Genomic DNA, 22,030 nt, shown 5'->3' on the forward strand with positions numbered 1-22,030 from the left:
GCCCGTCACGGGTGCGGCGTCTCGGTGACCGGCGCGCTGGAGGGCGGGGGCAAGGCGAGGGGGACCACAGTGGCGATCCGCGCCGCGCCCTTGTGGAAGCGCAGGCGCTTCAGGCGCCGGGGATCGGCGTCGAGCACCTCGAACTCAAGGTCGCCCGGACCGGCGATCAGTTCGCCGCGCGACGGGACGCGCCCGGCCAATGTCACGATCATACCGCCCAGCGTGTCGATCTCCTCGGCCATCTCACCGACCGCCGCCACCAGATCGACGCCGGTCGCCTCAGAGACCTCGGCCAGCGGCGTGCGGGCATCGGCGACGAACACCTCGCCCTCGCCGTCGACGCGCTGGACATGCTTGTCCTCGGCGACGTCGTGCTCGTCCTCGATGTCGCCGACCACGACCTCGATCAGATCCTCGATCGAGATCAGGCCGTCGGTGCCGCCGTACTCGTCGATGACGAGGGCCATGTGGGTCCGCGTCGCCTGCATCCGCACCAGCAGATCGATCGCCGGCATGGAGGGCGGCACAAACAGGACCGGACGCTGGATGCGCGCGGCCGCCAGGGTCGTCGTCAGGTCGACCTTGCCGAGGTCGAGCCCGCGCGGAAGCCGGGCCGCCACCCGGCGAACCCGCGGCGCGACCGACGCATCCGCGACCCCGTCGACGCCAGGCTCCGCGGCCTTGACGGCGGCCGGGGCGCTGCGGCGGGCCGGCTCGGCCTTGGCGGCGATGTGGTCGACGAGATCGCGGATGTGGACCATGCCGCGGGGATCGTCGAGGGTCTCCCCGTAGACCGGCAGACGGGAATGGCCGGCGGTGCGGAACAGCTTGAGCAGATCGCCGAGGCTGGTATCGTTGGACACCGCGACGATGTCGGCCCGCGGGATCATCACGTCGTCGACGCGCACCTTGTGCAGGCCCAGAACGTTCTTGAGCATGATCCGCTCGAGCGGGGTAAGGCCGCTCTCGCCGGCATCCGGCTCGGCCAGCGCCTCCTCAAGGCCCTCACGCAGCGAATCGCGCGGCTTGAGGTGGAGCGCCTGGAGCAGGCGGTCGTACCAGGGCTCCCGAGTCTGGGATTCGCCCTCGGTGGAACTGGGCGCGGCCAGGGCCGCGCCGCGACTTCGATCGTTGGTCATGTCTCTCTGATCTGGGAGCGTTCGGGCGTCGTGCGCTCAGGCGTAGGGGTCCGGGATGCCGAGGGTCGCAAGGGCCGCGACCTCAAGGGCTTCCATGGCATCGGCCTCGGCCTCGCCGATCTCGTGGTCCTGACCGAGACAATGCAGGGTGCCATGGACGAGGAGGTGCGCGAGGTGATTCTGGAGCGGCTTCGACTGCTCCGCACTCTCGCGCACCAGGGTCTCGTAAGCAAGGACCACGTCGCCAAGCGGCGTCGCGGCTTCGAGATGCCTAGGCTGAGAGGCCGCCGGGAATGAGAGGACGTTGGTCGGCTTGTCCTTGCCGCGCCATGTCCCGTTCAGCTCCCGGACGGCGGCGTCGTCCGTCAGGACGATGCTGACCGCGACGGGGCCCGCCGGGTTTTCGGGGACGATGGCCAGCCCGGCCTCCACGGCGCGGATCACGAGCGATTCGAGATCCGGGATCGCGGTCTCCCAGCGCTCGTCCTCGACGGCGAGATCGATCTCATGCGGCATGATCACACCAGCGGCCGGCGCCTGGGGTTCGGATTCCGGTCGGCCTCGCTGACGCCGTGGGCAGCGCGCTCGTAGGCGGTGACGATCCGGCGGACGAGGTCGTGGCGCACCACGTCGACATCCTTGAACCGGACATGGCCGATCCCCTCGACGCCCTCCAGCACGCTGACGGCCTCGACGAGACCGGATTTTTGACCGGGCGGCAGGTCGATCTGGCTCGGATCGCCCGTGATGATCATCCGCGAGCCCTCGCCCAGGCGCGTGAGGAACATCTTCATCTGCATGGAGGTCGTGTTCTGCGCCTCGTCGAGGAGCACCACGGCATTGGTCAGGGTCCGGCCGCGCATGAAGGCCAGCGGCGCGATCTCGATCGTGCCGGTCTGCAGGCCGCGGTCGACGTGGCGCGCCTCCATGAAGTCGTAGAGGGCGTCGTAGATCGGCCGCAGGTAGGGATCGACCTTCTCACGCATGTCGCCCGGCAGGAAGCCCAGCCGCTCGCCGGCCTCCACCGCGGGCCGGGACAGGATCAGCCGCTCGGCGTGGCCCTGCTCCAGCAGCGACACGGCATGACCCACGGCGAGCCAGGTCTTGCCGGTGCCGGCCGGCCCCTCGGCGAAGACCAGCTCGTTGGTGCGCAGGAGCTTGATGTACTCGTCCTGCGCCGGGTTGCGCGCCCGCACGGCTCCGCGCTTCCGGGTGGCGATCTGCTCGAAATGCGGCTTGTCGGCCTCGGCCGCGATGACCTCGGCCGGGAACAGGGTCGCCTGCGCGGAAGCCTCGCGGATGGCACCGTCGACGTCGCCGAGCGTCAGCGTGCTTCCGCCGGTGCGCACCCGCGCGTAGAGCTTCTGGAACACGCGCCGCGCCGTCTCCGCGGCGTCGGCCGGGCCTTTGATGACGAGATGATTGCCCAGTGCCGTCGCGGTGACGTCGAGCCGGCGCTCGATATGGGCGACATTCTGGTCGTACTGGCCGAAGACGAGGCTCGCGAGGCGGTTGTCGTCGAAGGTCAGAGGCACCTCGACCGCCTCGTCCGATCCGGGCGGCCGCGCCGCCGGGCCGCGACCTCGCAGGGCGCCGCGCGCGCCCCCACCGTCCGATGCGCTCAAGCCGTGATCCTCGCCGCCATCCCGACCGCCCACATCCTCACGCCGCCGCAGCCTCCGAAACGAGCCGCCCGAACAGGCTGTTGGCGCCGGCCTCGGTGATCCGCACCGGCACCACGTTGCCTATATGGTGAGGCGCGGCGTCGAACTGGACGGCGAGCAAGTGCGGCGTCTTGCCCGCGACCTGCCCCGGATGCCGTCCGGGCTTCTCGACAAGGACATCGAAAATCCGGCCCTCGGCTGCCCGCTGGTAGGCGTGGCGCTGGCTGTCGAGGAGCGCCTGCAGCTCCGCCAGCCGCCCCGCCATCACGGCCTCGGGCACGTGGTCCGCGCGGTCCGCGGCCGGCGTGCCGGGACGGGGACTGTACTTGAACGAGAAGGCACTCTCGAAGCCGACGTCGCGCACGATCCGCAGGGTCTCGGCGAAATCCGCGTCGGTCTCGCCGGGGAAGCCGACGATGAAGTCGGAGGACAGGGCGATGTCGGGCCGCGCCGCGCGCACCCGGTCGATTAGGCGTCGGTACTGGTCGCCGGTGTGCTTCCGGTTCATGGCGGCCAGGATCCGGTCCGAGCCCGACTGCACGGGGAGGTGCAGGTAGGGCATCAGGGCCGGCACCTCGGCATGGGCCCGGATCAGCGCGTCGTCGAAATCGTTCGGGTGGCTGGTCGTGTAGCGAATCCGCACGATCCCGGGAATCCGCGCCACCGCGCGAACCAGCTCGGCGAGGCCCACAGGCGCGTCGGCGGCGCCGGCACCGTGATAGGCGTTAACGTTCTGGCCGATCAGCGTGATCTCGCGCACGCCGCCCTCGGCGAGCCGCTCCGCCTCGGCCAGCACCGCCCCGACCGACCGCGAGACTTCGGCACCCCTCGTGTAAGGCACCACGCAGAAAGCGCAGAACTTGTCGCAGCCCTCCTGCACCGTCAGGAAGGCGGAGGTCCCGAGGGTCCGGCGACGGGGCAGGTGGTCGAATTTGTCCTCGATCGGGAATTCAGTGTCGACGACGCGCCGCTCGCGGGAGCGGGCCAGGAGGTCGGGCAGGCGGTGATAGCTCTGCGGACCGACCACCACGTCGACCGCGGGTTGACGCGCTTGAATCTCGGCGCCCTCGGCCTGGGCAACGCAGCCGGCCACGACGATGCGGGTGTCGAGGCCCTGCGCCTTCCGCTCGCCCTTCAGGACTCGCAGGCGACCGAGTTCCGAATAGACCTTCTCGGCGGCCTTCTCGCGGATGTGGCAGGTGTTGAGGATCACCACATCGGCATCCTCGACCGAGTTGGTCGCCGCATAGCCCTCAGCGCCGAGGACGTCGGCCATGCGGGCCGCGTCGTAGGCGTTCATTTGGCAACCGTAGGATTTGACGAAAGCCTTCTTCAACGCGTGCCGTCCCGAACCAATCCGCTCACGTTCTCGCGCCCGCCCGTGGGAAGGGGCTGGCGGGGGCCTGTAGCACGGATCGTGCGGCCCGTCGCGGCGCCAAAACACGACCGGCCGCCCGAGGGCGGCCGGTGCAGGTGCGGTGCGGAGGCTTCCGCCGCCGACCTCAGTGCGCGGCCGGGGCCGCGGCGGGCAGGTCGATGACCATGTGCTGGAAGAACGGCACGTAGGCCTGCAGCATCACGAACAAGCCGACGAGGCAGGCGAGCGCGATCGAGTGCCAGAACACGAAGCGGAGGATCTTGCCTTCCTGGCCGAAATAGCCGGTGGCCGTGGAGGCGACGACGATCGACTGGGCGTCGATCATCTTGCCCATCACGCCGCCCGACGAGTTCGCCGCCGCCATCAGCACGCCGGAGAGGCCGAGCTGCTCGGAGGTGATCCGCTGCAAGCCGCCGAACAGCACGTTCGAGGCCGTGTCCGATCCGGTGAGGGCGACGCCCAGCCAACCGAGCAGCGTCCCGAAGAACGGGTAGAGGATGCCGGTGCCGGCGAAGGCGAGGCCGAGGGTGGCATCGACGCCCGCGTAGCGGGTGAGGACGCCGAGCGCGAGCATCGCCGAGATCGTGATCAGCGAGTAGCGCAGGGCCCAGATGGTCTCGAAGTAGGCCGTCACGAGGCGCAGCGGCGAGAACCGCATGATCAGGCCGGAGATGATCGCGGCGATCAGCACGCCCGTGCCCGTGTAGGACATGTAGGTGAACAGGAAGACGGCGCCCTCGGGTACGGGCTTGGCCACCACCGGCGGCACCTTCATGATCACGTTGTGCAGGCCCGGCACCTCGTACTTCCAGGTGAAGAGCGGGTTGACGATGCCCTTGAACCAGCCGGTTCCCCAGACCGCGACGATCACCGAGAGGACGATCCACGGCACCCAGGCCATAAGGATCTCGCCCTGCGAGGCGGTACGGGCGCCGACATGGACCGGAGGCGGCATGTCGGGCACGCCGGCACCGAGCGCCACCGGGCGCGGACCGGCGACGGCCAGCGACGGATCGTGCCCGCGCAGAGCCGGCGACGACCAGATCTCCTTGGGCTGCCAGATCTTCAGGAACAGCACGAGGGCCAGCATCGAGACGAGCGAGGCGCCGATGTCGACGATCCACGGGTTCACGTAGTTCGAGATCAGGAACTGCGCGACCGCGAATGAGGCGCCGCAGACCAGGATCGGCGGCCACACCCGGATCATGCCGCGGAAGCCGGCGAACACCCAGATCAGCCAGAACGGCACGATCAGAGAGAACAGCGGCAGCTGCCGGCCGATCATCGCACCGAGGATCTCCGGCGGGTAGCCGGTCACCGAGGCCAGGCCCTGGATCGGCGCGCCGAGCGCTCCGAAGGCGACGGGGGCGGTGTTGGCGATCAGCGACAGGCCAGAGGCCGCGAGCGGCGAGAAGCCGAGGCCGATTAGGATCGCGCCGGTCACCGCGACCGGCGTGCCGAAGCCACCCGCGCCCTCGAAGAAGGCGCCGAACGCGAAGGCCACCAGGAGGAGTTGCAACCGACGGTCGGCCGTGATGCCGGCCACCGACTGCTGCAGGATCGCGAACCAGCCCTTCTCTACCGTCAGCCGGTAGAGGAAGATGACGTTGAGGATGATCCAGCCGATCGGGAAGAAGCCCGTGACCATGCCGAGGATGGCGGCGCGGGTGGCGAGGTCGGTCGGCATGCCGAAGCCGACGATCGCCACCAGCAAGGCGAGGCCGAGGGCGATGACGGCCGCGATATGGGCTTTCACGCGCCCGCTGGCGATCATGGCGAGCAGTGCGATGACCGGCACTGAGGCGGCGAGCGTCGAGAGCCACGGGCTCCCGAACGGATCGTAAACCTGATTCCAGGTTTGCACCGGGCGTCCTCCACAAATCCCGACTGTTACGGGTTGCGGCCTAGCTAGCAGAGAGGTTCAGCCCGCTCAATGCGCTGCATCATGTATTCTCGCGGTCTCTTCAAAGGATCATTTTCGATGAAGATCTGATCGTTCGGGTGCCGGGTGCGTCCCCTTGCCCGTGCTCAGACCGCCGCGATCTCAGGGCCGTGCAGGCCCAGGCCGGCTGGTTCGGCCGGGGCCTCCTCCCCGAGCTCATCCCCGCCGCGTCCAGTGCGTAGAATCTGCAGGGTGCGGCGGACCTCGGCCTCTGCGGCGGCCGTGGCAGCCTTGCGGTCGGTGCTGGCCTCGAAGACGATCGGCGCACCCCAGACCACGTGCACGTCGACCGGCCCTTCCTGCACGAAGGCGGCGAGGTGCGGGGCCAACTCCGTGTCCCCGAACCAGGCGATCTCGGCGCGCTCGGCCCGCGTCGCCGGAAGGCCGTTGCGCCGGGGATAGGCGATGGCCAGCGGCTGCAGGCGAATCCGGCCGCGCCCGGCCTCGGCCTGCAGGGCGGCCCGCGCGGCGCCGACCAGGGAGGAGCGGAACGGCAAGAGCCGCGTGCCATCGCCTGTCGTGCCTTCGGCGAACAACACCACCAGCTCGCCCTCGGCCAGGCGATGCCCCATCGCGGTGCTCACCGCAACTGTCGCCCCGCGCCGCTGCCGGTCGATGTAGAGCGTGCGCTGCAGTCCCGCGAGGGTGCTGATCACCGGCCAGCCGGCGATCTCCGACTTCGCCACGAAGGACAGCGGTCGCAGGGAACCGATCGCGATAATGTCCAGCCAGGACACGTGGTTGGCGAGTACGAGGGCCGCCTCGCCGAGGGCGGGCGGCGTGCCGCTCTGCGTCACCCGCACCGAGAACAGGCGCAGGAACACCCGATGGAACAGGACCGGGGCGAGGCTCGCGCGGCGGCCGAGGAGCCGCAGGGCAATCCAGTGCGGCGGACCCAGGATCGCGAAGGCGAGGGCGAGGGCCGCGACGCGCCAAGCGATGCCGAAGCGGCTCACGGCGCTACAGGTCGGCGCTCATCGTCAGCGCGGTCGCCCGGCTGCCGTCGGCCTTGAGGTAATAGCCGGTGCGCGCGCCCACCTGCCGGAAGCCGTGGCGGGCGTAGAGCTTGAGGGCCGGAGCATTGCCCTCATCGACCTCCAGGTGCACCCGGGCGATCCCGGCGAGAGCGAGGCTCGACAGGTGCTCCCGCAGGAGCTTGCGGCTATGGCCGCCGCCCCGGAGCGCAGGGGACAGCACCACGGTCAGGATCTCGGCCTCGTCCGCGGCCCGGCGCGAGAGCACGAAACCCTGAAGCGTGCCGGCCCGCCACAGGGCGTGCGCCTGCGTCGAGCGCTCACACAGCATCCGCTCGAACTCGTGCGCGTCCCAGGGCCGCGCGAAGGCGGTGGCGTGGAGGCGGGCGAGGGCAGGGGCCTGCGATGCGTCGGTCAGGGGCGCGACGTAGGGCTCGGGCGTGAGGGCATCCCACCACGCGAACCACCAGTCGAAGGGCCAGAACGGGATCGGCCGCGTCATCGCCGGGCAATCCGCGCATGGTCCTGGGGCCGCGCATCGGGGCCGCGCAGGTAGAGGGGTCGCGGCAGGGCCTGGGTCGGATCGGCGAGCAGACCGAGGGACGCGACGGAGGCGATGTCCGGTCCGGCCACGCCTGCGACGCGGGCTTCGACACCGCGCTCGGCCAGCGCCGCCGCCAGCAACGGCGCCCCGGAGCCGGTCAACACGATGGGCCCGCTCCCCAGATGGTCGGCGGCGTCCGCGATGGCCAGATGGGCGGGCGCAAGGCCTTCGCCGGAACCGAGGGCCTGCGCGTAGACCGCTCCGTGCCGGGCGTCGATCGCCGCGGCGATCGTGCCTTCGACGGTGTCGGCCAGAAGGGGCGCCAGCAGCGCCGAGAGCGTGCCGACACCGACCACCGGCTTGCCCGTGGCGAGCCCGATGGCGCGGGCGGCCGACAGGCCCACCCGCAGGCCCGTATAACTCCCCGGCCCCACCGTGACGGCGACGCGGTCGATGGCGTCGAAGCCGCCCTCGACCCGAGCGATCACCCGCTCGATCAGCGGCAGCAGGGACTCGGCATGTCCCCGCGCCATAGGCAGCGACTCGTCGGAGATCGGCGCCTCGTCATCCTCCGCAAGGACGCAGGCGGCGCAGGTGTCCAGCGCTGTGTCGATGGCAAGGATACGCACGACCACTCCCGCAAGCCGGTCCGGACCGGCCGTCGCCTCCTGAACGTCCCCGGAGGACGCGAAGAGTCTTGAGCGTTAAAGCAATTCGACCGGCTCGTCAGCGGCGGGGCGGCCGGGGCAGGCTCATCAGCGGTGGAGTGTTGCCGGCTTGCGCCGGTTATCCCCTGCGACTCGACCGCGTTCAGCCCGCGCTCATTCCGCACGCACGGCGTCGAGGAAGCGGTGCACCTCGTCGCTCAGCCGGTCGGATGGATTGCCGTGACAGCGCGGAGGCAAAGGCCAGCACCTGGGTCCCGCGGCGCCGGCGCCTTCCTCGTGAGAATTGCCGTGCGCGAACAGGCCCATGCGGATCTCCGGAATGGATGCACCACGAAGGTGGCGCCAAAACTTTCCGTCAAGCCGCAAGCCTGAAGATCCCGCCGGTAACGACCGGCGACAAGATCTGTGAACACGCCATCCCGGAACGGAGCTTCGGCTGGGTCCGATCCGGTATCGAGGCTTCTTCGATCGGAAATCGCAGATTCACGCCTGATCGATTGATACGTGACGAAAAATCGAGGGCGTTGCTGGGCCATCCTTCCTGATGACGGGCGCCAGCGTCCTGCCACCCGGGGACCGCGCCCCCGGGGTCGATCCGGTGATCCTGTACCGGCGCTCAGATGGCCTGGACTTCCCGGACTTCCGGCAGGAAATGCCGGAACAGGTTCTGCACGCCGTGCCGCAGCGTCGCCGTGGAGGAGGGGCAGCCCGAGCAGGCGCCCTTCATCTCCAGGTAGACCACGCCTTCCTTGTAGCCGCGGAAGGTGATGTCGCCGCCGTCGCCCGCGACCGCCGGGCGTACCCGCGTCTCGAGCAGGTCCTTGATGGTTACCACGGTGTCGTGGTCAGCCTCGTCGTAGAACTCGTCGCCCGGCTCTATGTCGTCGTCGGCCCCCTCGGCCATGACCGGCGCACCGGACTGGAAATGCTCCATGATGGCGCCGAGCACGGCCGGCTTCACCTGGGCCCACTCGGAGCCGTCCTCGGCCTTCGTCACCGAGATGAAGTCGTGCCCGAAATAGACGCCGGAAACGCCCGGGACGGCGAACAGCGCGGAGGCGAGGGGCGAGCGGCCGGCAGCCTCGGCGTCGCGGGCCTCGAAGGTGGATTCGGGCAGCACCACGCGTCCGGGCAGGAACTTCAGGGTCGCCGGGTTCGGCGTGGCTTCGGTCTGGATGAACATGCTGGGCAACTCCGCTGCGCCGGTTCAAGGCCGGCCGGGACAGGCGCCGCGCGGCGCCGCCTTCCATGTGGACCGGCAACCGGATTTTCTCAACCTGGGCTCAGTCCGCGCAGAGGGGGGCGGAGTAGACATTCGGCGGCGGGCGCGACAGGACGGGCGTGACCGAGGTGGAGGAGCCGGACGTGACTGCGGACGAGACGCTCGCGCCGAACCTGTTGAACGACCTGCGCGAGACCCAGGCCAAGCTTGAGGAGGCCCGTGCCGAGGCGGCCTCACTGAGGGTGTTGCTGGCTCTGCGGACGCATCAGCACGACAGCGCGTGGCGGGAGGAGCGGCGCCTCGCGGCTGAGCGCGATGACGCGCGGGCACAGGCGGCGGCCCAGGCCGCCGGGCGCGACGCAGCCGGACCCGGCCCGGCGGCCGCGGAGGCCCTGGCGGTCGCCGAAGAGCGCGCCGAGGCCGTCCGCACCGTGCTGGGCGCCGTGCTGGCGAGCATCGGCCAGCGCGCCCTGGACCGGAAGCGCTTCCAGGATCTCATCGCCCGTGCCGGCCGCGCGGTGCCGGACCACGGCCCGGCATCGGCGCGGCACGCGGTGCTGCTGACCGAGGCGCGCCGGGTGCTGGGCATCCCGCAATAGGCATGGCGGGCGACGCCGGCGGCCGCAGGACAGGCGTCCGCGCAGCACGCCGACGAGGTTAACCGACCCTTAACCCTGTCCTCTGATCCTCTCAGCCGGGACGGACAGGAGATCGACCGCATGCAGATCAGCGAGCAGCACGTGCGCGAATGCGCCTATTACATCTGGGAGAACGAGGGCCGCAGGCACGGCCAGGCCGCGGCCCACTGGCTCCGCGCGGAAGCCGAGCTGCGCGCCAACGCCATCCTGGCAGCCGGCGAGACCGTCAAGGCCCCTGCGAAGGCTGCGGCCCCGAAGACCGTTAAGCCCGTCGCCAAGCCTGAAGGCAAGGTCGCGGCGACTGCGCCGACCGCCGCCAAGGCTGCCACCAAGTCTGCCACCAAGCCCGCGGCCAAGGTCGCCGCCAAGGTTGCCGCCAAGCCGGCCGCACCGAAGCCCGCCCGGGCGTCGAAGGCGGCCGTGACTGCCGGCCTCGCCGCCAAGGCGAAGCCGGCCCGCACGCCGGCCGCGATGCACTGACGCGCAGCCCTGCAGGCGCACCCACGCCGCCGGAAAAAATCCGGCATGCCGCCAGAAGCCCGCCCCCACCCGGGGGCGGGCTTCTGGCGTTTTTCGGACCCTGACGGTCCGCTCGAAACACATCACGGCGGAACAGCGCGGTCGCCGCCCGGTTGACGGCCGTGGCGCGGGCGTCCCGCGCCGAGGCGAGGCAGGGATGCGCGCGGCAATCTTCGACATCGACGGCACGCTGCTCGACAGCGTCGACCTCCATGCCCGCGCCTGGGTCGAGGCCTTCGCGCATTTCGGCGTCGAGACCGATCAGGCCGATGTCCGGCGGCAGATCGGCAAGGGAGGCGACGAGCTGATGCCGGTTTTCCTCCCGGAGGCGCGCGTCAAGCGCGAGGGCGAGGCGATCGAGGCCTACCGCTCGGACCTGTTCAAGCGGACCTACCTGCCCGAGGTGCGACCGTTCCCGGGCGTGCGCCCACTGTTCGAGCGCCTGCGGGCGGCCGGCCTCAAGATCGCACTCGCTTCGTCGGGCAAGCGTGAGGAGGTCGAGCACTACACCGGGATCCTGAAGATCGGCGACCTCATCGACGTGGCGACCAGCTCGGACGATGCGGACCGCTCGAAGCCGCATCCCGACATCTTCGAGGCGGCGCTCAAGAAGCTCCACCAGGGGTCGCACGACGTCATCCACGCGATCGGCGACACGCCCTACGACGCCGAGGCCGCCGGGCGGGCGGGGCTGCCCACGATCGGCTTCCTGTGCGGCGGCTTTCCAGAAGCCGATCTCTCCGCTGCCGGCTGCGTCGCGATCTACCGCGATCCGCAGGACCTCCTCGACGGATTCGACCGTTCGCTTCTGGCGGAGACGCGAGGCTGAGAGGGGACGTGACGTTCGCGCCCCACGCCACGATCCACAGGTTTCCGCCCGTCTGTTGCAGCGCGGTGACTCGTCTGGATGCCGGCTACGTAAATTCGAGAAAGGGGCTGGTGCAGCACGATCGAAAGGCGTAGCGAGCCGGCCGCCAATCTGGATCTCTTCGAAGGACGCGCGCCTCGTATGCCCCAGACCCACCAAGCCGGCCCGGCACCGCGCTTCATCCCGGACGTCAAATCCCTGTCGGACCAGATCGCCGAAGCGATCGGCAGCCGGACGACCCCGCTCAGCCAGCTCCTGCGCTTGATGTCGGCGCTGGAGGCCGAGGGTGGCGACGAAGCGCTTCGCCTTCAGTTGCGGACCCGTATCGGCGCACCGCTCGACGCTTGACGCGGAGACCCGTCTCAGCGCCGCCGATGACGATGGCCGCGCCGTCGTCCCGGATTTTTGCCCGCCTGGGCGTTGGCTTGGCCTAGGCGGCTCATGCAGGCGAAATAGATCTGGCGTCCGATCTGCTCCAGCTCCAGACCGTGCGGATTAGGCGTCGAGAAGACCTTGGCGCGGGCCTCCAGGCGGCAGGCCGCATCCTCCGGACTCCGTATCGGAGGCTCGGCCCGCACGGGATCGGAGGCGAACGCGAAGCCGATCAACGAACCGGACACTATCGATACGGCGATTCTCGCCTTCGCCCCGATATGCGCCATTCTGAAGTGCGATCCCCGCTGATCGAACCGCAGACATAGCGCGTCTTGGCTTCCGGTGAAGCTTGGTCAAACTGCTGGTTGCACAGTCATTCGCGCGTCGGGGCCGGTGTCAGGGCACGATCCAGCGGCATCGGCCGCCCCCAGCGACGGTCATGCACTCGTACGGGGCTCCGCCGATCATAGCCCGCTGCTCCACGGTGCCGACTTGGCTCCGCGGGATCCGGCGACACTCGGCTTCGGAAGCGGCCGGCTGCCCCGAACCGGCCGCAGCGTCGATCCGGCGCGCCGCGATCAGTGTCTCGCAGGCCGTCACGGTCGCAGAATCCTGAGCAAGGCTGAAGCTCGCCCATGTCACGGCGGGCATGAGTGCCAGAGCGAATCGGAAGCGCATCGCGTCCTCGTGAGCGGACCGCGCAGGGGTCTTCCCTCTGTCCTGCGCCGCGGCCGTCAACGCCGGAAGCCATATTCGGGTTGCCGACACGGTGAAACGCCCAAACACGAAAACGCCCGCCTTGCGGGCGGGCGTCTATCGACACTCAAGCGTCGCGGCTCGCGCTCAGCGCTTGTTGGCCTTCGCCTTTCGGGCCGCGTAGCGCGCGTCGCGCTGGGCCTTCTTGGCGACGAGCTCGGCGGACTTGCGCTCCTGCGCCGCCGCGAGTTCGGCGGCTTCCCGGGCGATCTGCGCGGCGAGTTCGGCCTCTTCCCGCTGGCGCTTCTCCTCCGCAGCCTTGCGCTCGGCAGCGATCCGCGCAGCCTCGCGTTCACGGGTACGCTCCTCGCGTGCTTTGGCAACGTCGGCGCGAGCTTTGGCCTTGGCGATCACCTCCGGATCGTCCGCCGGCGGTCGAGCCTTGAACTTGGCCAGCAAGGCGGCCTTGGCATTCTGTGAGTTCTGGCGTCGGTCGTCGAAATTCCTGTAGTCGAATGCGCTCATCTGACCTTTCTCAGTTGCAAGCGTGAAGCGTTTCGGGGGGACACCCGTCTGTTTCGATCAACGCGAGGTTCCGAAGCCGTCCCCTGTGCCTCGGAACCGCACCGATCCATCGGCGCTGCCGATGGTCCGACCCGAGCGCTCGGCCTGCGCCGGAGCGCTCGGGTCGGACCACGTCTGTAATTTCGGAAAGCCCTTAACCAGAGCTCCATCCCATATGCAATCGCCGCCTGAGGCACAGACTGCCGACGCGGCGACAAACGTCATCATCTCTGTAAGAGTTTCATCGACCGATGCCGAAAAACCGCAAGCCGACGGTCGCACGCGAGTTCAAACGCTCAAAGAGAGGCGCGTGGAGATCCGGCTCGCGACCGCACTGGAGATAGGGCGCCCCCGCGACTGGGGCAAGGTCGACGCGGCGGTGCAGGGTAGGAAGAAGTAGGAAGATGCCGGATCAGCCCTGTTCGGGCTAGTGTCGATGCCGTCTTCCGTATTTGACGCACTGATCTTCATCGGCCGGCTCTTCGCATTCGACAATGCAGACCTGCATTTTTCTCATTGGCTTGCTTGGGCGACCTCGGGCGCGCGCGCCGTTTATGGACGCCGCCTTCGCGGCATCGCTCCGTCCGGCGTCATCAAAGCGGGATGGTACCGCCTAGCGTCACCGCACGGGACGAAATTGCACATCGAATAGGCAGACGCGGCGCGCGCCTGTTCGCGCTCCTGGCTCGCCCACACTGTGCTTCTTCGATGGGCAGTTTTGACACGGGCTCCTGAGAGATGCGCCAGACGTGCCTTCGCCCACGACTGCCGAGCTAACCGGGCATTTCACGCCGTCTCCTCAGAAGACCGGAGACGAGACCGGACCCGAGCGCCGTCGATGCCCCTGCTCGGAGCATCGGGGATGTGGATCGGAGCTCCGCACTGCGGTGTCGCGTCGACAGGGTGACGCGACGCGATGGGTGAAGATCTGCGGCGCGGACCGAAGGATCGCGCGTCGCTTCGAGATGGAACGTGCGACAGTGTTTGACCCGAAGCATCCATAAAGCAGGCGGCATGGGCCCTGCTTCGGCTTCGATGCCCATCCACAAGCTTGGCGGCTGAGAGATCGTGATGCCAGAGACCTCATCCTTCGATCCCGAAGCGTACGCGGCCGCGGCGTCGGCCCTGCTGGCGCTGGAGCTTGATCCGGCCTGGGTCCCGACGATCGCGGCGAACCTGCGCGTCCTGGCCGCGGCTGCTGAGTTGGTGAGCGGGTTTCCGCTTCCCGACGAACTCGATGCCGCGCCGAGATTCGAAGCGTGAGTACGCCTTTCGATGCCGCGTCGATCGCTGCGGCGGTCGCGGACGGACGTGCCAGCGCCCGAACCGTCGTTCTGGACGCCCTCGAACGGATCCAACGGATCGACGGTCGCGTGAACGCGTTCACCGACGTGCTCGCCGAACGCGCGCTCGCGCGGGCTGACCGACTCGACGCCGCCATCCGCGATGGCGTCCGGATCGGACCGCTCGCGGGCGTGCCCTTCGCGGTGAAGAACCTGATCGACATCGCGGGGCTGCCCACCCGCGCCGGCGCGAAGATCAACCGGGATCGGCCGGCGGCCGAACGGCACGGCGCGCTGATCCGGCGTCTGGAGGCGGCGGGTGCGATCTTGGTCGGCGGCCTCAACATGGGCGAGTACGCCTATGACTTCACCGGCGAGAATGTCCACGACGGCGACGCCCGCAATCCGCACGCTCTCGGCCACATGACCGGCGGCTCCTCCAGCGGCTCCGCCGCGGCCATCGCCGCCGGACTGGTGCCGCTGACGCTCGGCTCGGACACCAACGGCTCGATCCGCGTGCCGGCCGCCTTCTGCGGATGCTTCGGACTGAAGCCGACCTACGGACGTCTGAGCCGTGCGGGCAGCTTTCCCTTCGTCGGAAGCCTCGACCATCTCGGCCCCCTGGCCCGGAGCGTCACAGATCTGGCGCTCGCCTACGATGCCCTGCAGGGACCCGATCCGGACGACCCGGTGGCGACGACCCGGCCGCCGGACCCCGTCACACCGGCGCTCGAAACGGGGACCGACGGCCTGCGGATCGCGGTAGCGGGCGACTACTTCGCCCGCGGCGGCGACCCGGAGGTCTTCGCAGCGGTTGCGCGCGCGGCCGAAGCGCTGGGTGCGCGAAGCACCGTCGTGTTGCCGGAGGCGCAGCGTGCCCGCGCCGCAGCCTACCTGATCACCGCGGCGGAGGGCGCCACTCTCCATCTCGACCGCCTGCGCGCGCGGCCGAAGGATTTCGACCCAGCGGTGCGGGACCGCCTGATCGCCGGGGCGATGCTTCCTGCGGCGCATGTGGAACGGGCGCAGCGGTTCCGCCGCTGGTACCGGGCGCGGGTGCTTGAGCTGTTCGACTCCGTCGACGTGATCCTGGCCCCGACCACGCCTTGCCGGGCGCCGAAGGGCGGCCAGACGCACTTTGTCCTCGATGGTGTGAGCCTGCCGGTGCGGCCCAATATCGGCGTGTTCACGCAGCCGATCTCGTTCATCGGCCTGCCCGTGGCCGCCGCGCCGGTCTGGCTCGACGACGGATTGCCGCTGGGCGTACAGGTCATCGCCGCCCCCTGGCGCGAGGAAATTGCGCTGCGGGTGGCGCGCCATCTCGAACGGACCGGCGTCTGCGCGGCGCCGGTCGCGGAGCTTGCCTGATGATCATCGACGATCCCGCCGTGAAAGCCGAGGTGGAGGCCGCGTTCCGGGCCTACGAGATTGCCCTGACCACGAACGACGTGCCGACCCTGGAGGCGCTGTTCCGGGACGATCCGCTGACCATCCGGTACGGCATCGGCGAGAACCTCTACGGCATGGACGCGATCCGCGCCTTCCGCCGGGCGCGCTCCCCGGTGGGTCTGGAGCGGACGCTGGCGCAGACGCAGATCACCGCCTACGGGCGCGACTTCGCAACCGCCATGACGCTGTTCACCCGGGCCAGCGCCCCCGGCAAGATCGGTCGCCAGAGCCAGACCTGGGTGCGCTTCCCGGAGGGCTGGCGGGTGGTCGCGGCCCATGTGAGCCTGATCGACGCCGCGTAGGGGCAGCCGGCTTGAGCCCCCACGGCGGGGCGTGTGGCCGCGGGCTTGCATACGGTCGAGCGTATTCCGTGCCTGCAGGCGCGGACCAACGCGAGTACCCAACCCAAGATGCTGTCCCGTCTGAGAAAAATCGGCGCCCGTGCGGCGCTCGCCGGCGCCCTGGCGCTCTCCGCGAGCGCCGCTGCCCTCGCGCAGGGAACGCTGCGGATCGGCATGACCGCCTCCGACATCCCGCTGACCACCGGCCAGACCGACAACGGCGGCGAGGGCATGCGGTTCATGGGCTACACGGTCTACGACGGGCTCATCAATTGGGACTTGTCGAGTGCCGGACTCGCCTCCGACCTCGTCCCAGGCCTCGCCACGAGCTGGGGCGTCGACGCCACCGACAAGACGAAGTGGACCTTCACGCTCCGGCCGGGGGTGAAGTTTCACGACGGCTCCGACTTCACGGCCGACGCGGTGGTCTGGAACCTCGACAAGCTCCTGAAGGCCGACGCACCGCAATACGATCCACGGCAGTCGGCACAGGGCAAGACGCGCATTCCGGCGGTCGCGAGCTACCGCGCCGTCGACCCGCTGACCGTCGAGATCACCACGAAGGCCCCCGACGCGACGCTGCCCTACCAGATCGCCTGGATCATGATGTCGTCGCCGGCCCAGTGGGAGAAGCTCGGCAAGTCCTGGGACGCCTTCGCCAAGCAACCCTCGGGCACTGGCCCTTGGAAGCTGACCCTGTTCGCCCCGCGCGAGCGCGCCGAGATGGTGCCCTTCAAGGCGTACTGGGACAAGGACCGGATCCCGAAGCTCGACAAGCTCGTGCTGATCCCGCTGCCCGAAGCCAATGCCCGGACGGCCGCGCTCCGTTCCGGTCAGGTCGACTGGATCGAGGCGCCGGCGCCGGACGCCGTGGCCTCGCTCAAGGGCGCCGGCTTCACGATCGTCACCAACGCCTACCCGCATAACTGGACGTGGCACCTCTCCCGGGTCGAGGGATCTCCGTGGAACGACATCCGGGTGCGCAAGGCCGCCAACCTCGCCATCGACCGCGAGGGCCTGAAGGAGCTGCTCGGCGGCCTCGCGATCCCCGCCAAGGGCTTCATGCCGCCCGGCCACCAGTGGTTCGGCCAACCGACCTTCGACGTGAAATACGACCCGGAGGCCGCCAAGAAGCTGCTGGCCGAGGCCGGCTACAGCCCGGCCAAGCCGCTGAAGCTGAAGGTCGCAATCTCGGCCTCGGGCTCGGGCCAGATGCAGCCGCTGCCGATGAACGAGTTCGTCCAGCAGAACCTCGCCGACGTGGGCATCCAGGTCGATTACGAGGTGGTCGAGTGGAACACGCTGATCAACATCTGGCGCGCCGGGGCCAAGGCGGACCTTTCCCGTGGCGTCTCGGCGATCAATTATTCCTACTTCATCCAGGACCCGTTCACGGGTTTCATTCGCCACCTGCAGTGCAATTTCGCGCCACCGAACGGCACGAACTGGGGTTATTACTGCGACCCGGCCATGGACAAGCTGTTCGATCAGGTCCGCAACACCTTCGACAAGGCCGAGCAGACGAAGGTCCTGGAGAAGGTCCACGAGAAGTACGTTGATGACGCGCTGTTCATCATGATCACGCACGACGTGAACCCGCGGGCGATGAGCCCGAAGGTGAAGGGCTTCGTCCAGGCGCAGAACTGGTTCCAGGACTTCTCGAAGATTACGATGGCGACGGCGGGACGGTAGCGGAACGGGACACCTCTCTCCTCCCCCTTGTGGGGAGGAGAATAGCCTCGGCTGTGCATGACGACAGGCCCTTGAATGCTCCTCTACACCCTCAAGCGATTGATCTACGCGACCCCCGTGGCGTTCGGGGTCAGCGTCGTCTGCTTCCTCCTCGTCCACCTCGCGCCGGGTGATCCCCTCAGCGCGGTCCTGCCGGCCGACGCCACGCAGGCCACCATCGACGAGATGCGGGCCGCCTACGGCTTCGATAAGCCGCTGCCGGTCCAGTACCTTATCTGGCTCTGGCACGTGCTGCACGGCGATCTCGGCGTCTCGATCGCCACCGGCCGGCCGGTACTCGGCGAGGTCAGCCGCGCCGTCGTCAACTCCCTGATCCTCGCCTCGGTGGCGACCGTGATCGGCTTCACCTTCGGAACCCTGTTCGGCTTCGTGGCGGGCTACCACCGCAACTCGCTGGCCGACCGGTCAGCGTCCGCGCTCTCGGTTTTCGGCGTGAGCGTGCCGCATTATTGGCTCGGCATGGTGCTGGTCATCGTGTTCTCGGCGACGCTGGGCTGGCTGCCGCCCACGGGCGCCGGACCCGACGGCTCCGGCAACTGGCGGCCGGACTTCGACCACCTGCGCTATCTGATCCTGCCGGCGGTTACGATGTCGGTGATCCCGATGGGCATCATCGCCCGCACGGTCCGGGCGCTGGTGGCCGACATCCTGTCCCAGGATTTCGTCGAGGCCCTGCGCGCCAAGGGCATGGACGAGCGCGGCGTGTTCCGGCACGTGGTGCGCAACGCCGCCCCGACGGCGCTCGCCATCATGGGCCTGCAGCTCGGCTACCTGCTGGGCGGCTCGATCCTGGTCGAGACCGTGTTCGCGTGGCCGGGCACGGGCTTCCTCCTCAACGCCGCGATCTTCCAGCGCGACCTGCCCCTCCTGCAGGGCTCGATCCTCGTGCTGGCGATGTTCTTCGTGCTCCTCAACCTGCTGGTGGATGTGATGCAGACCGCCCTCGATCCGCGCATCGAGCGCGTCTGACTTGGAGGCGACCATGACCGCTCCCGTCACCGCCGCGTCCATCGCCCTCGACGGTGGCGTGCTTGCCGCCGAGGACGTCGCCCACGGTCCCGAGGCCGCCTTCGTCCCATCGCGTGGCTTCTGGGGCCATGTCGGCCACCGCCTCGTGCGCGATCCCGTCGCGATGAGCGCGGGCGCCGTGATCCTGATCGTCGTGCTGATCGCGATCCTGTCGCCCTGGATCACCCCGATGGATCCCTACAAGGGCTCGATGCTGCGCCGGCTCAAGCATGTCGGCGACGCCACCTACTGGCTGGGCTCGGACGAGCTCGGGCGCGACATGATCAGCCGGCTGATGCTGGGCTCGCGGCTGTCGCTGTTCATCGGCGTCACGCCGGTGCTGATCGCCTTCGTGATCGGCTCCGGCATCGGGATCCTGGCGGGCTATGTCGGCGGCTGGACCAACACGATCCTGATGCGCACCATCGACGTGTTCTTCGCCTTCCCGTCCGTGCTGCTGGCGATCGCGCTGTCCGGCGCGCTCGGCGCCGGCATCTTCAACTCGATCGTCTCGCTGACCTGCGTGTTCGTGCCCCAGATCGCCCGGGTGGCCGAAAGCGTCACTACCGGCATCCGCAAGCGCGACTACATCGACGCCGCCAAGCTCTCGGGGGCCTCGGCCCTGACGATCATGCGCGTACAGGTGCTCGGCAACGTCGTCGGGCCGATCTTCGTCTACGCGACCAGCCTGATCTCGGTCTCGATGATCCTGGCGTCCGGCCTCTCCTTCCTCGGCCTCGGCGTGCGCCCGCCGGAGCCCGAATGGGGCCTGATGCTCAACACCCTGCGCACCGCGATCTACGTGAACCCGGTCGTCGCCGCGCTGCCGGGGGTCTGCATCTTCATCGTCTCGATCGCCTTCAACCTGTTCTCGGACGGCCTCCGGGCTGCCATGGAGATTCGCCAGTGAGCGTCATCCCGGACGCCCTCGATCCGTTCGCCCGCGACCGTGGCGGACCAGCCCAGCCGCTCCTGTCGGTGTCGGGCCTGATCAAGCACTTCCCGGTCCGCAAGGCCGGGGGCAAGAAGCAGGTGGTCCGCGCCGTCGACGGCGTCGACTTCGACGTCCTGAAGGGCGAGACGCTGGGCATCGTCGGCGAGTCCGGTTGCGGCAAGTCCACGACCGCCAAGCTGCTGATGGGCCTGATCGAGCGCGATGCCGGCACGATGCTGTACGATGGGCAGGCGGTCGGCGAGCGCGCCATGCCCTGGCGGTCCTACCGCCGTCAGGTCCAGATGGTGTTCCAGGACAGCTACGCCTCGCTCAACCCGCGCATGACCGTCGAGCAGTCGATCGCCTTCGGCCCGAAGGTGAACGGCGTGCCCGGCCGCGAAGCCGTGGAGCGCGCCCGCGCCCTGCTCGCCCGGGTCGGCCTGGAGCCGAAGCGCTTCGCCGGCCGCTACCCGCACGAGATCTCCGGAGGCCAGCGCCAGCGGGTCAACATCGCCCGGTCCCTCGCCCTGGAGCCGCGGCTCGTGCTCCTCGACGAGGCGGTCTCGGCGCTGGACAAGTCGGTGGAGGCGCAGGTGCTGAACCTGCTCCTCGACCTCAAGGCCGAGTTCGGCCTGACCTACATCTTCATCAGCCACGACCTGAACGTCGTGCGCTTCATCTCCGACCGGGTGATGGTGATGTATCTCGGCCGGGTCTCCGAGATCGGCCCGTCCGACACGGTGCTCGAGGCGCCGGCCCATCCCTACACTGAGGCGCTGCTCGCCTCGATGCCATCGCTCGACCCCGACAACCGCACCCAGGCCGCCTTGCTGGCGGGCGACCCGCCGAACCCGATCGACCCACCGCCGGGCTGTCGCTTCCATCCCCGCTGCGCCCTCGCGGAGGGCGTCTGCGGTGAAAAGGAGCCACCACTCGACACAGTCCGGCCGCTGCACCGCGTCGCCTGCCTCGCCCGGCAGCCCGGCTCGGGCCACTCAGCGGCCCCCGCGGGCGCGCTGGCAGCATGAGCAACCCGATGTCCGGTTCAGAACCCGCGGTCGCGTTGAAGGACCTGCGCGTCGCCTTCGGCAAGGTGCAGGTCGTCGACGGCGTCGACCTGACCCTTGAGCGCGGTCAGGCGCTCGCGCTCATCGGCGAATCAGGCTCCGGCAAGAGCGTGACCCTGCGGGCGATCCTGCGCCTGTTTCCCGAGGGCCGCAGCCGAATCGAGGGCGGCATCCGGGCCGCCGGCATGGACGTGCAGGCGCTGACCAAGCGCCAGCTCGCCGATTTCCGCGGCGGCGACGTCTCGATGATCTTCCAGGAGCCGCTTCTGGCCTTCGATCCGGTCTACACGGTCGGCCGGCAGATCACCGAGGCGATCCTGCGCCACGAGAGGATCTCGAAGGACGAGGCCCGCAAGCGCGCCCTCGCGTTGTTCGAGCGGGTTCGGATCCCGAGCCCGGAGCGGCGGCTCGACAACTATCCGCACGAGATGTCGGGCGGCATGCGCCAGCGGGCCATGATCGCGCTGGCGCTCGCCTGCCGGCCGCAGGTGCTGCTCGCCGACGAGCCGACCACGGCGCTGGACGCCACGGTGCAGATCCAGGTGCTGCTGCTCCTGCGCGAGTTGCAGCGCGACCTCGGCCTGTCGATCATCATCGTCACGCACGATCTCGGGGCGGCGGTGGAGGTCGCCGACCGGATCGCCGTGATGTACGCGGGCAAGATCGTGGAGACCGGCACGGCGCATCAGGTCGTTCTGAACCCGCATCACCCCTACACGATCGGCCTCCTGCGCAGCCGCGCGGAAGGGGCGCTCGCCAAGGGCTCCCGGCTCGAGACCATCCCGGGCAGCCCACCCGACCTCGCCAATCGGCCCCCGGGCTGCCCCTTCGCGCCGCGCTGCTTCCTGGCCGAGGATCGCTGCCGCCGGGAGATGCCGCCGGTCGCCGAGATCGCCACCGGCCATCGCGTCGCCTGCTGGCGGACCGCGGAGGCGGCGGATGCCTACCGCGCCGGCCCGACCCCGGTGCGCGCCGCCGAGCCGGTCCCCGCCTGATCTCGACGCC

Annotated in this window: 24 protein-coding genes; 12 read left to right on the forward strand and 12 right to left on the reverse strand. The window is 69.4% G+C overall.

Going from position 1 to position 22,030, the window contains the following annotated elements:
• Nucleotides 1–5 precede the first annotated feature (5 nt).
• The 10 genes from ACLBX9_RS23180 to ACLBX9_RS23225 form a co-directional block, all read right to left on the reverse strand.
• Nucleotides 6–1,139, reverse strand: a complete 1,134-nt coding sequence (locus tag ACLBX9_RS23180; RefSeq protein WP_010684069.1) for a hemolysin family protein — start codon at nt 1,137–1,139, stop codon at nt 6–8.
• Nucleotides 1,140–1,175: 36 nt separating this feature from the next.
• Nucleotides 1,176–1,655, reverse strand: a complete 480-nt coding sequence (ybeY, locus tag ACLBX9_RS23185) for an rRNA maturation RNase YbeY (RefSeq protein WP_447720567.1) — start codon at nt 1,653–1,655, stop codon at nt 1,176–1,178.
• 2 nt (nt 1,656–1,657) lie between these two features.
• Nucleotides 1,658–2,764 (reverse strand): PhoH family protein, encoded by a 1,107-nt coding sequence (locus ACLBX9_RS23190; RefSeq protein ID WP_039893271.1) that lies wholly within the window; start codon nt 2,762–2,764, stop codon nt 1,658–1,660.
• Nucleotides 2,765–2,801: 37 nt separating this feature from the next.
• Nucleotides 2,802–4,139 (reverse strand): tRNA (N6-isopentenyl adenosine(37)-C2)-methylthiotransferase MiaB, encoded by a 1,338-nt coding sequence (gene miaB, locus ACLBX9_RS23195; RefSeq protein WP_447720568.1) that lies wholly within the window; start codon nt 4,137–4,139, stop codon nt 2,802–2,804.
• A 166-nt stretch (nt 4,140–4,305) separates the two neighbouring features.
• Nucleotides 4,306–6,045 carry an L-lactate permease gene (locus tag ACLBX9_RS23200; protein ID WP_010684065.1) on the reverse strand — a complete coding sequence of 580 codons (1,740 nt, stop codon included), beginning with the start codon at nt 6,043–6,045 and terminating at the stop codon, nt 4,306–4,308.
• Nucleotides 6,046–6,209: 164 nt separating this feature from the next.
• Nucleotides 6,210–7,079, reverse strand: coding sequence for a lysophospholipid acyltransferase family protein (locus tag ACLBX9_RS23205; RefSeq protein WP_447720569.1), 870 nt, complete (start codon nt 7,077–7,079; stop codon nt 6,210–6,212).
• Nucleotides 7,080–7,083: 4 nt separating this feature from the next.
• On the reverse strand, nt 7,084–7,599 hold the full coding sequence (locus ACLBX9_RS23210; RefSeq protein ID WP_447720570.1) for a GNAT family N-acetyltransferase: 516 nt from the start codon (nt 7,597–7,599) through the stop codon (nt 7,084–7,086).
• On the reverse strand, nt 7,596–8,270 hold the full coding sequence (gene tsaB, locus ACLBX9_RS23215; RefSeq protein WP_447720571.1) for a tRNA (adenosine(37)-N6)-threonylcarbamoyltransferase complex dimerization subunit type 1 TsaB: 675 nt from the start codon (nt 8,268–8,270) through the stop codon (nt 7,596–7,598). The genes ACLBX9_RS23210 and tsaB overlap by 4 nt, the downstream gene beginning before the upstream one ends.
• A gap of 192 nt (nt 8,271–8,462) precedes the next feature.
• On the reverse strand, nt 8,463–8,615 hold the full coding sequence (locus tag ACLBX9_RS23220) for a hypothetical protein (RefSeq protein WP_010684061.1): 153 nt from the start codon (nt 8,613–8,615) through the stop codon (nt 8,463–8,465).
• A 310-nt stretch (nt 8,616–8,925) separates the two neighbouring features.
• Nucleotides 8,926–9,492, reverse strand: a complete 567-nt coding sequence (locus ACLBX9_RS23225) for a NifU family protein (protein WP_010684059.1) — start codon at nt 9,490–9,492, stop codon at nt 8,926–8,928.
• A 158-nt stretch (nt 9,493–9,650) separates the two neighbouring features.
• Between ACLBX9_RS23225 and ACLBX9_RS23230 the strand changes: the two genes are divergently transcribed.
• From ACLBX9_RS23230 to ACLBX9_RS23245, 4 genes are all read left to right on the forward strand, one after another.
• A complete protein-coding gene (locus tag ACLBX9_RS23230) occupies nt 9,651–10,130 on the forward strand; it encodes an atp-dependent helicase (protein WP_447720572.1) in 480 nt (159 codons plus the stop codon).
• A 120-nt stretch (nt 10,131–10,250) separates the two neighbouring features.
• Nucleotides 10,251–10,649 (forward strand): DUF2934 domain-containing protein, encoded by a 399-nt coding sequence (locus ACLBX9_RS23235; protein ID WP_447720573.1) that lies wholly within the window; start codon nt 10,251–10,253, stop codon nt 10,647–10,649.
• 196 nt (nt 10,650–10,845) lie between these two features.
• Nucleotides 10,846–11,517, forward strand: coding sequence for an HAD family hydrolase (locus ACLBX9_RS23240; RefSeq protein WP_447720574.1), 672 nt, complete (start codon nt 10,846–10,848; stop codon nt 11,515–11,517).
• 180 nt (nt 11,518–11,697) lie between these two features.
• Nucleotides 11,698–11,904, forward strand: a complete 207-nt coding sequence (locus ACLBX9_RS23245) for a hypothetical protein (RefSeq protein WP_010684055.1) — start codon at nt 11,698–11,700, stop codon at nt 11,902–11,904.
• 14 nt (nt 11,905–11,918) lie between these two features.
• Here ACLBX9_RS23245 and ACLBX9_RS23250 read toward each other — a convergent pair whose 3' ends face one another.
• Together ACLBX9_RS23250 and ACLBX9_RS23255 are read right to left on the reverse strand one after the other, a co-directional pair.
• Complete coding sequence (locus ACLBX9_RS23250) at nt 11,919–12,218, reverse strand: hypothetical protein (RefSeq protein WP_447720575.1); 300 nt, start codon at nt 12,216–12,218, stop codon at nt 11,919–11,921.
• A 556-nt stretch (nt 12,219–12,774) separates the two neighbouring features.
• Complete coding sequence (locus ACLBX9_RS23255) at nt 12,775–13,152, reverse strand: DUF6481 family protein (protein ID WP_447720576.1); 378 nt, start codon at nt 13,150–13,152, stop codon at nt 12,775–12,777.
• 1,110 nt (nt 13,153–14,262) lie between these two features.
• Between ACLBX9_RS23255 and ACLBX9_RS23260 the strand changes: the two genes are divergently transcribed.
• From ACLBX9_RS23260 to ACLBX9_RS23295, 8 genes are all read left to right on the forward strand, one after another.
• Nucleotides 14,263–14,454, forward strand: a complete 192-nt coding sequence (locus ACLBX9_RS23260; RefSeq protein WP_010684051.1) for a DUF4089 domain-containing protein — start codon at nt 14,263–14,265, stop codon at nt 14,452–14,454.
• Entirely contained in the window at nt 14,451–15,842 is a 1,392-nt protein-coding gene (locus ACLBX9_RS23265) for an AtzE family amidohydrolase (RefSeq protein WP_447720577.1), read from the forward strand. Before ACLBX9_RS23260 ends, ACLBX9_RS23265 begins: the two co-directional genes overlap by 4 nt.
• A complete protein-coding gene (hpxZ, locus tag ACLBX9_RS23270; RefSeq protein ID WP_447720578.1) occupies nt 15,842–16,225 on the forward strand; it encodes an oxalurate catabolism protein HpxZ in 384 nt (127 codons plus the stop codon). Before ACLBX9_RS23265 ends, hpxZ begins: the two co-directional genes overlap by 1 nt.
• Before the next feature lie 108 nt (nt 16,226–16,333).
• Nucleotides 16,334–17,956, forward strand: coding sequence for an ABC transporter substrate-binding protein (locus ACLBX9_RS23275; RefSeq protein WP_447720579.1), 1,623 nt, complete (start codon nt 16,334–16,336; stop codon nt 17,954–17,956).
• A 75-nt stretch (nt 17,957–18,031) separates the two neighbouring features.
• A complete protein-coding gene (locus tag ACLBX9_RS23280) occupies nt 18,032–18,985 on the forward strand; it encodes an ABC transporter permease (RefSeq protein WP_010684047.1) in 954 nt (317 codons plus the stop codon).
• Between the two features lie 13 nt (nt 18,986–18,998).
• Nucleotides 18,999–19,934: an ABC transporter permease gene (locus ACLBX9_RS23285; protein ID WP_010684046.1), complete on the forward strand. Its 936-nt coding sequence runs from the start codon at nt 18,999–19,001 to the stop codon at nt 19,932–19,934.
• Nucleotides 19,931–20,986, forward strand: a complete 1,056-nt coding sequence (locus ACLBX9_RS23290; RefSeq protein WP_447720580.1) for an ABC transporter ATP-binding protein — start codon at nt 19,931–19,933, stop codon at nt 20,984–20,986. Before ACLBX9_RS23285 ends, ACLBX9_RS23290 begins: the two co-directional genes overlap by 4 nt.
• An 8-nt stretch (nt 20,987–20,994) precedes the next feature.
• Nucleotides 20,995–22,020: an ABC transporter ATP-binding protein gene (locus ACLBX9_RS23295; protein ID WP_010684044.1), complete on the forward strand. Its 1,026-nt coding sequence runs from the start codon at nt 20,995–20,997 to the stop codon at nt 22,018–22,020.
• Nucleotides 22,021–22,030: the final 10 nt, after the last annotated feature.

The sequence above is a fragment of the Methylobacterium sp. A49B genome (assembly GCF_053346215.1).

Bases quoted from the DNA above. Each gene is read 5' to 3' on its own strand.
- ACLBX9_RS23180 (WP_010684069.1), bottom strand. From the start codon at position 1,139: ATGACCAACGATCGAAGTCGCGGCGCGGCCCTGGCCGCGCCCAGTTCC.
- ybeY (WP_447720567.1), bottom strand. From the start codon at position 1,655: ATGCCGCATGAGATCGATCTCGCCGTCGAGGACGAGCGCTGGGAGACC.
- ACLBX9_RS23210 (WP_447720570.1), bottom strand. From the start codon at position 7,599: ATGACGCGGCCGATCCCGTTCTGGCCCTTCGACTGGTGGTTCGCGTGG.
- ACLBX9_RS23220 (WP_010684061.1), bottom strand. From the start codon at position 8,615: ATGGGCCTGTTCGCGCACGGCAATTCTCACGAGGAAGGCGCCGGCGCC.
- ACLBX9_RS23225 (WP_010684059.1), bottom strand. From the start codon at position 9,492: ATGTTCATCCAGACCGAAGCCACGCCGAACCCGGCGACCCTGAAGTTC.
- ACLBX9_RS23235 (WP_447720573.1), top strand. From the start codon at position 10,251: ATGCAGATCAGCGAGCAGCACGTGCGCGAATGCGCCTATTACATCTGG.
- ACLBX9_RS23240 (WP_447720574.1), top strand. From the start codon at position 10,846: ATGCGCGCGGCAATCTTCGACATCGACGGCACGCTGCTCGACAGCGTC.
- ACLBX9_RS23245 (WP_010684055.1), top strand. From the start codon at position 11,698: ATGCCCCAGACCCACCAAGCCGGCCCGGCACCGCGCTTCATCCCGGAC.
- ACLBX9_RS23250 (WP_447720575.1), bottom strand. From the start codon at position 12,218: ATGGCGCATATCGGGGCGAAGGCGAGAATCGCCGTATCGATAGTGTCC.
- ACLBX9_RS23255 (WP_447720576.1), bottom strand. From the start codon at position 13,152: ATGAGCGCATTCGACTACAGGAATTTCGACGACCGACGCCAGAACTCA.
- ACLBX9_RS23260 (WP_010684051.1), top strand. From the start codon at position 14,263: ATGCCAGAGACCTCATCCTTCGATCCCGAAGCGTACGCGGCCGCGGCG.
- hpxZ (WP_447720578.1), top strand. From the start codon at position 15,842: ATGATCATCGACGATCCCGCCGTGAAAGCCGAGGTGGAGGCCGCGTTC.
- ACLBX9_RS23275 (WP_447720579.1), top strand. From the start codon at position 16,334: ATGCTGTCCCGTCTGAGAAAAATCGGCGCCCGTGCGGCGCTCGCCGGC.
- ACLBX9_RS23280 (WP_010684047.1), top strand. From the start codon at position 18,032: ATGCTCCTCTACACCCTCAAGCGATTGATCTACGCGACCCCCGTGGCG.
- ACLBX9_RS23285 (WP_010684046.1), top strand. From the start codon at position 18,999: ATGACCGCTCCCGTCACCGCCGCGTCCATCGCCCTCGACGGTGGCGTG.
- ACLBX9_RS23295 (WP_010684044.1), top strand. From the start codon at position 20,995: ATGTCCGGTTCAGAACCCGCGGTCGCGTTGAAGGACCTGCGCGTCGCC.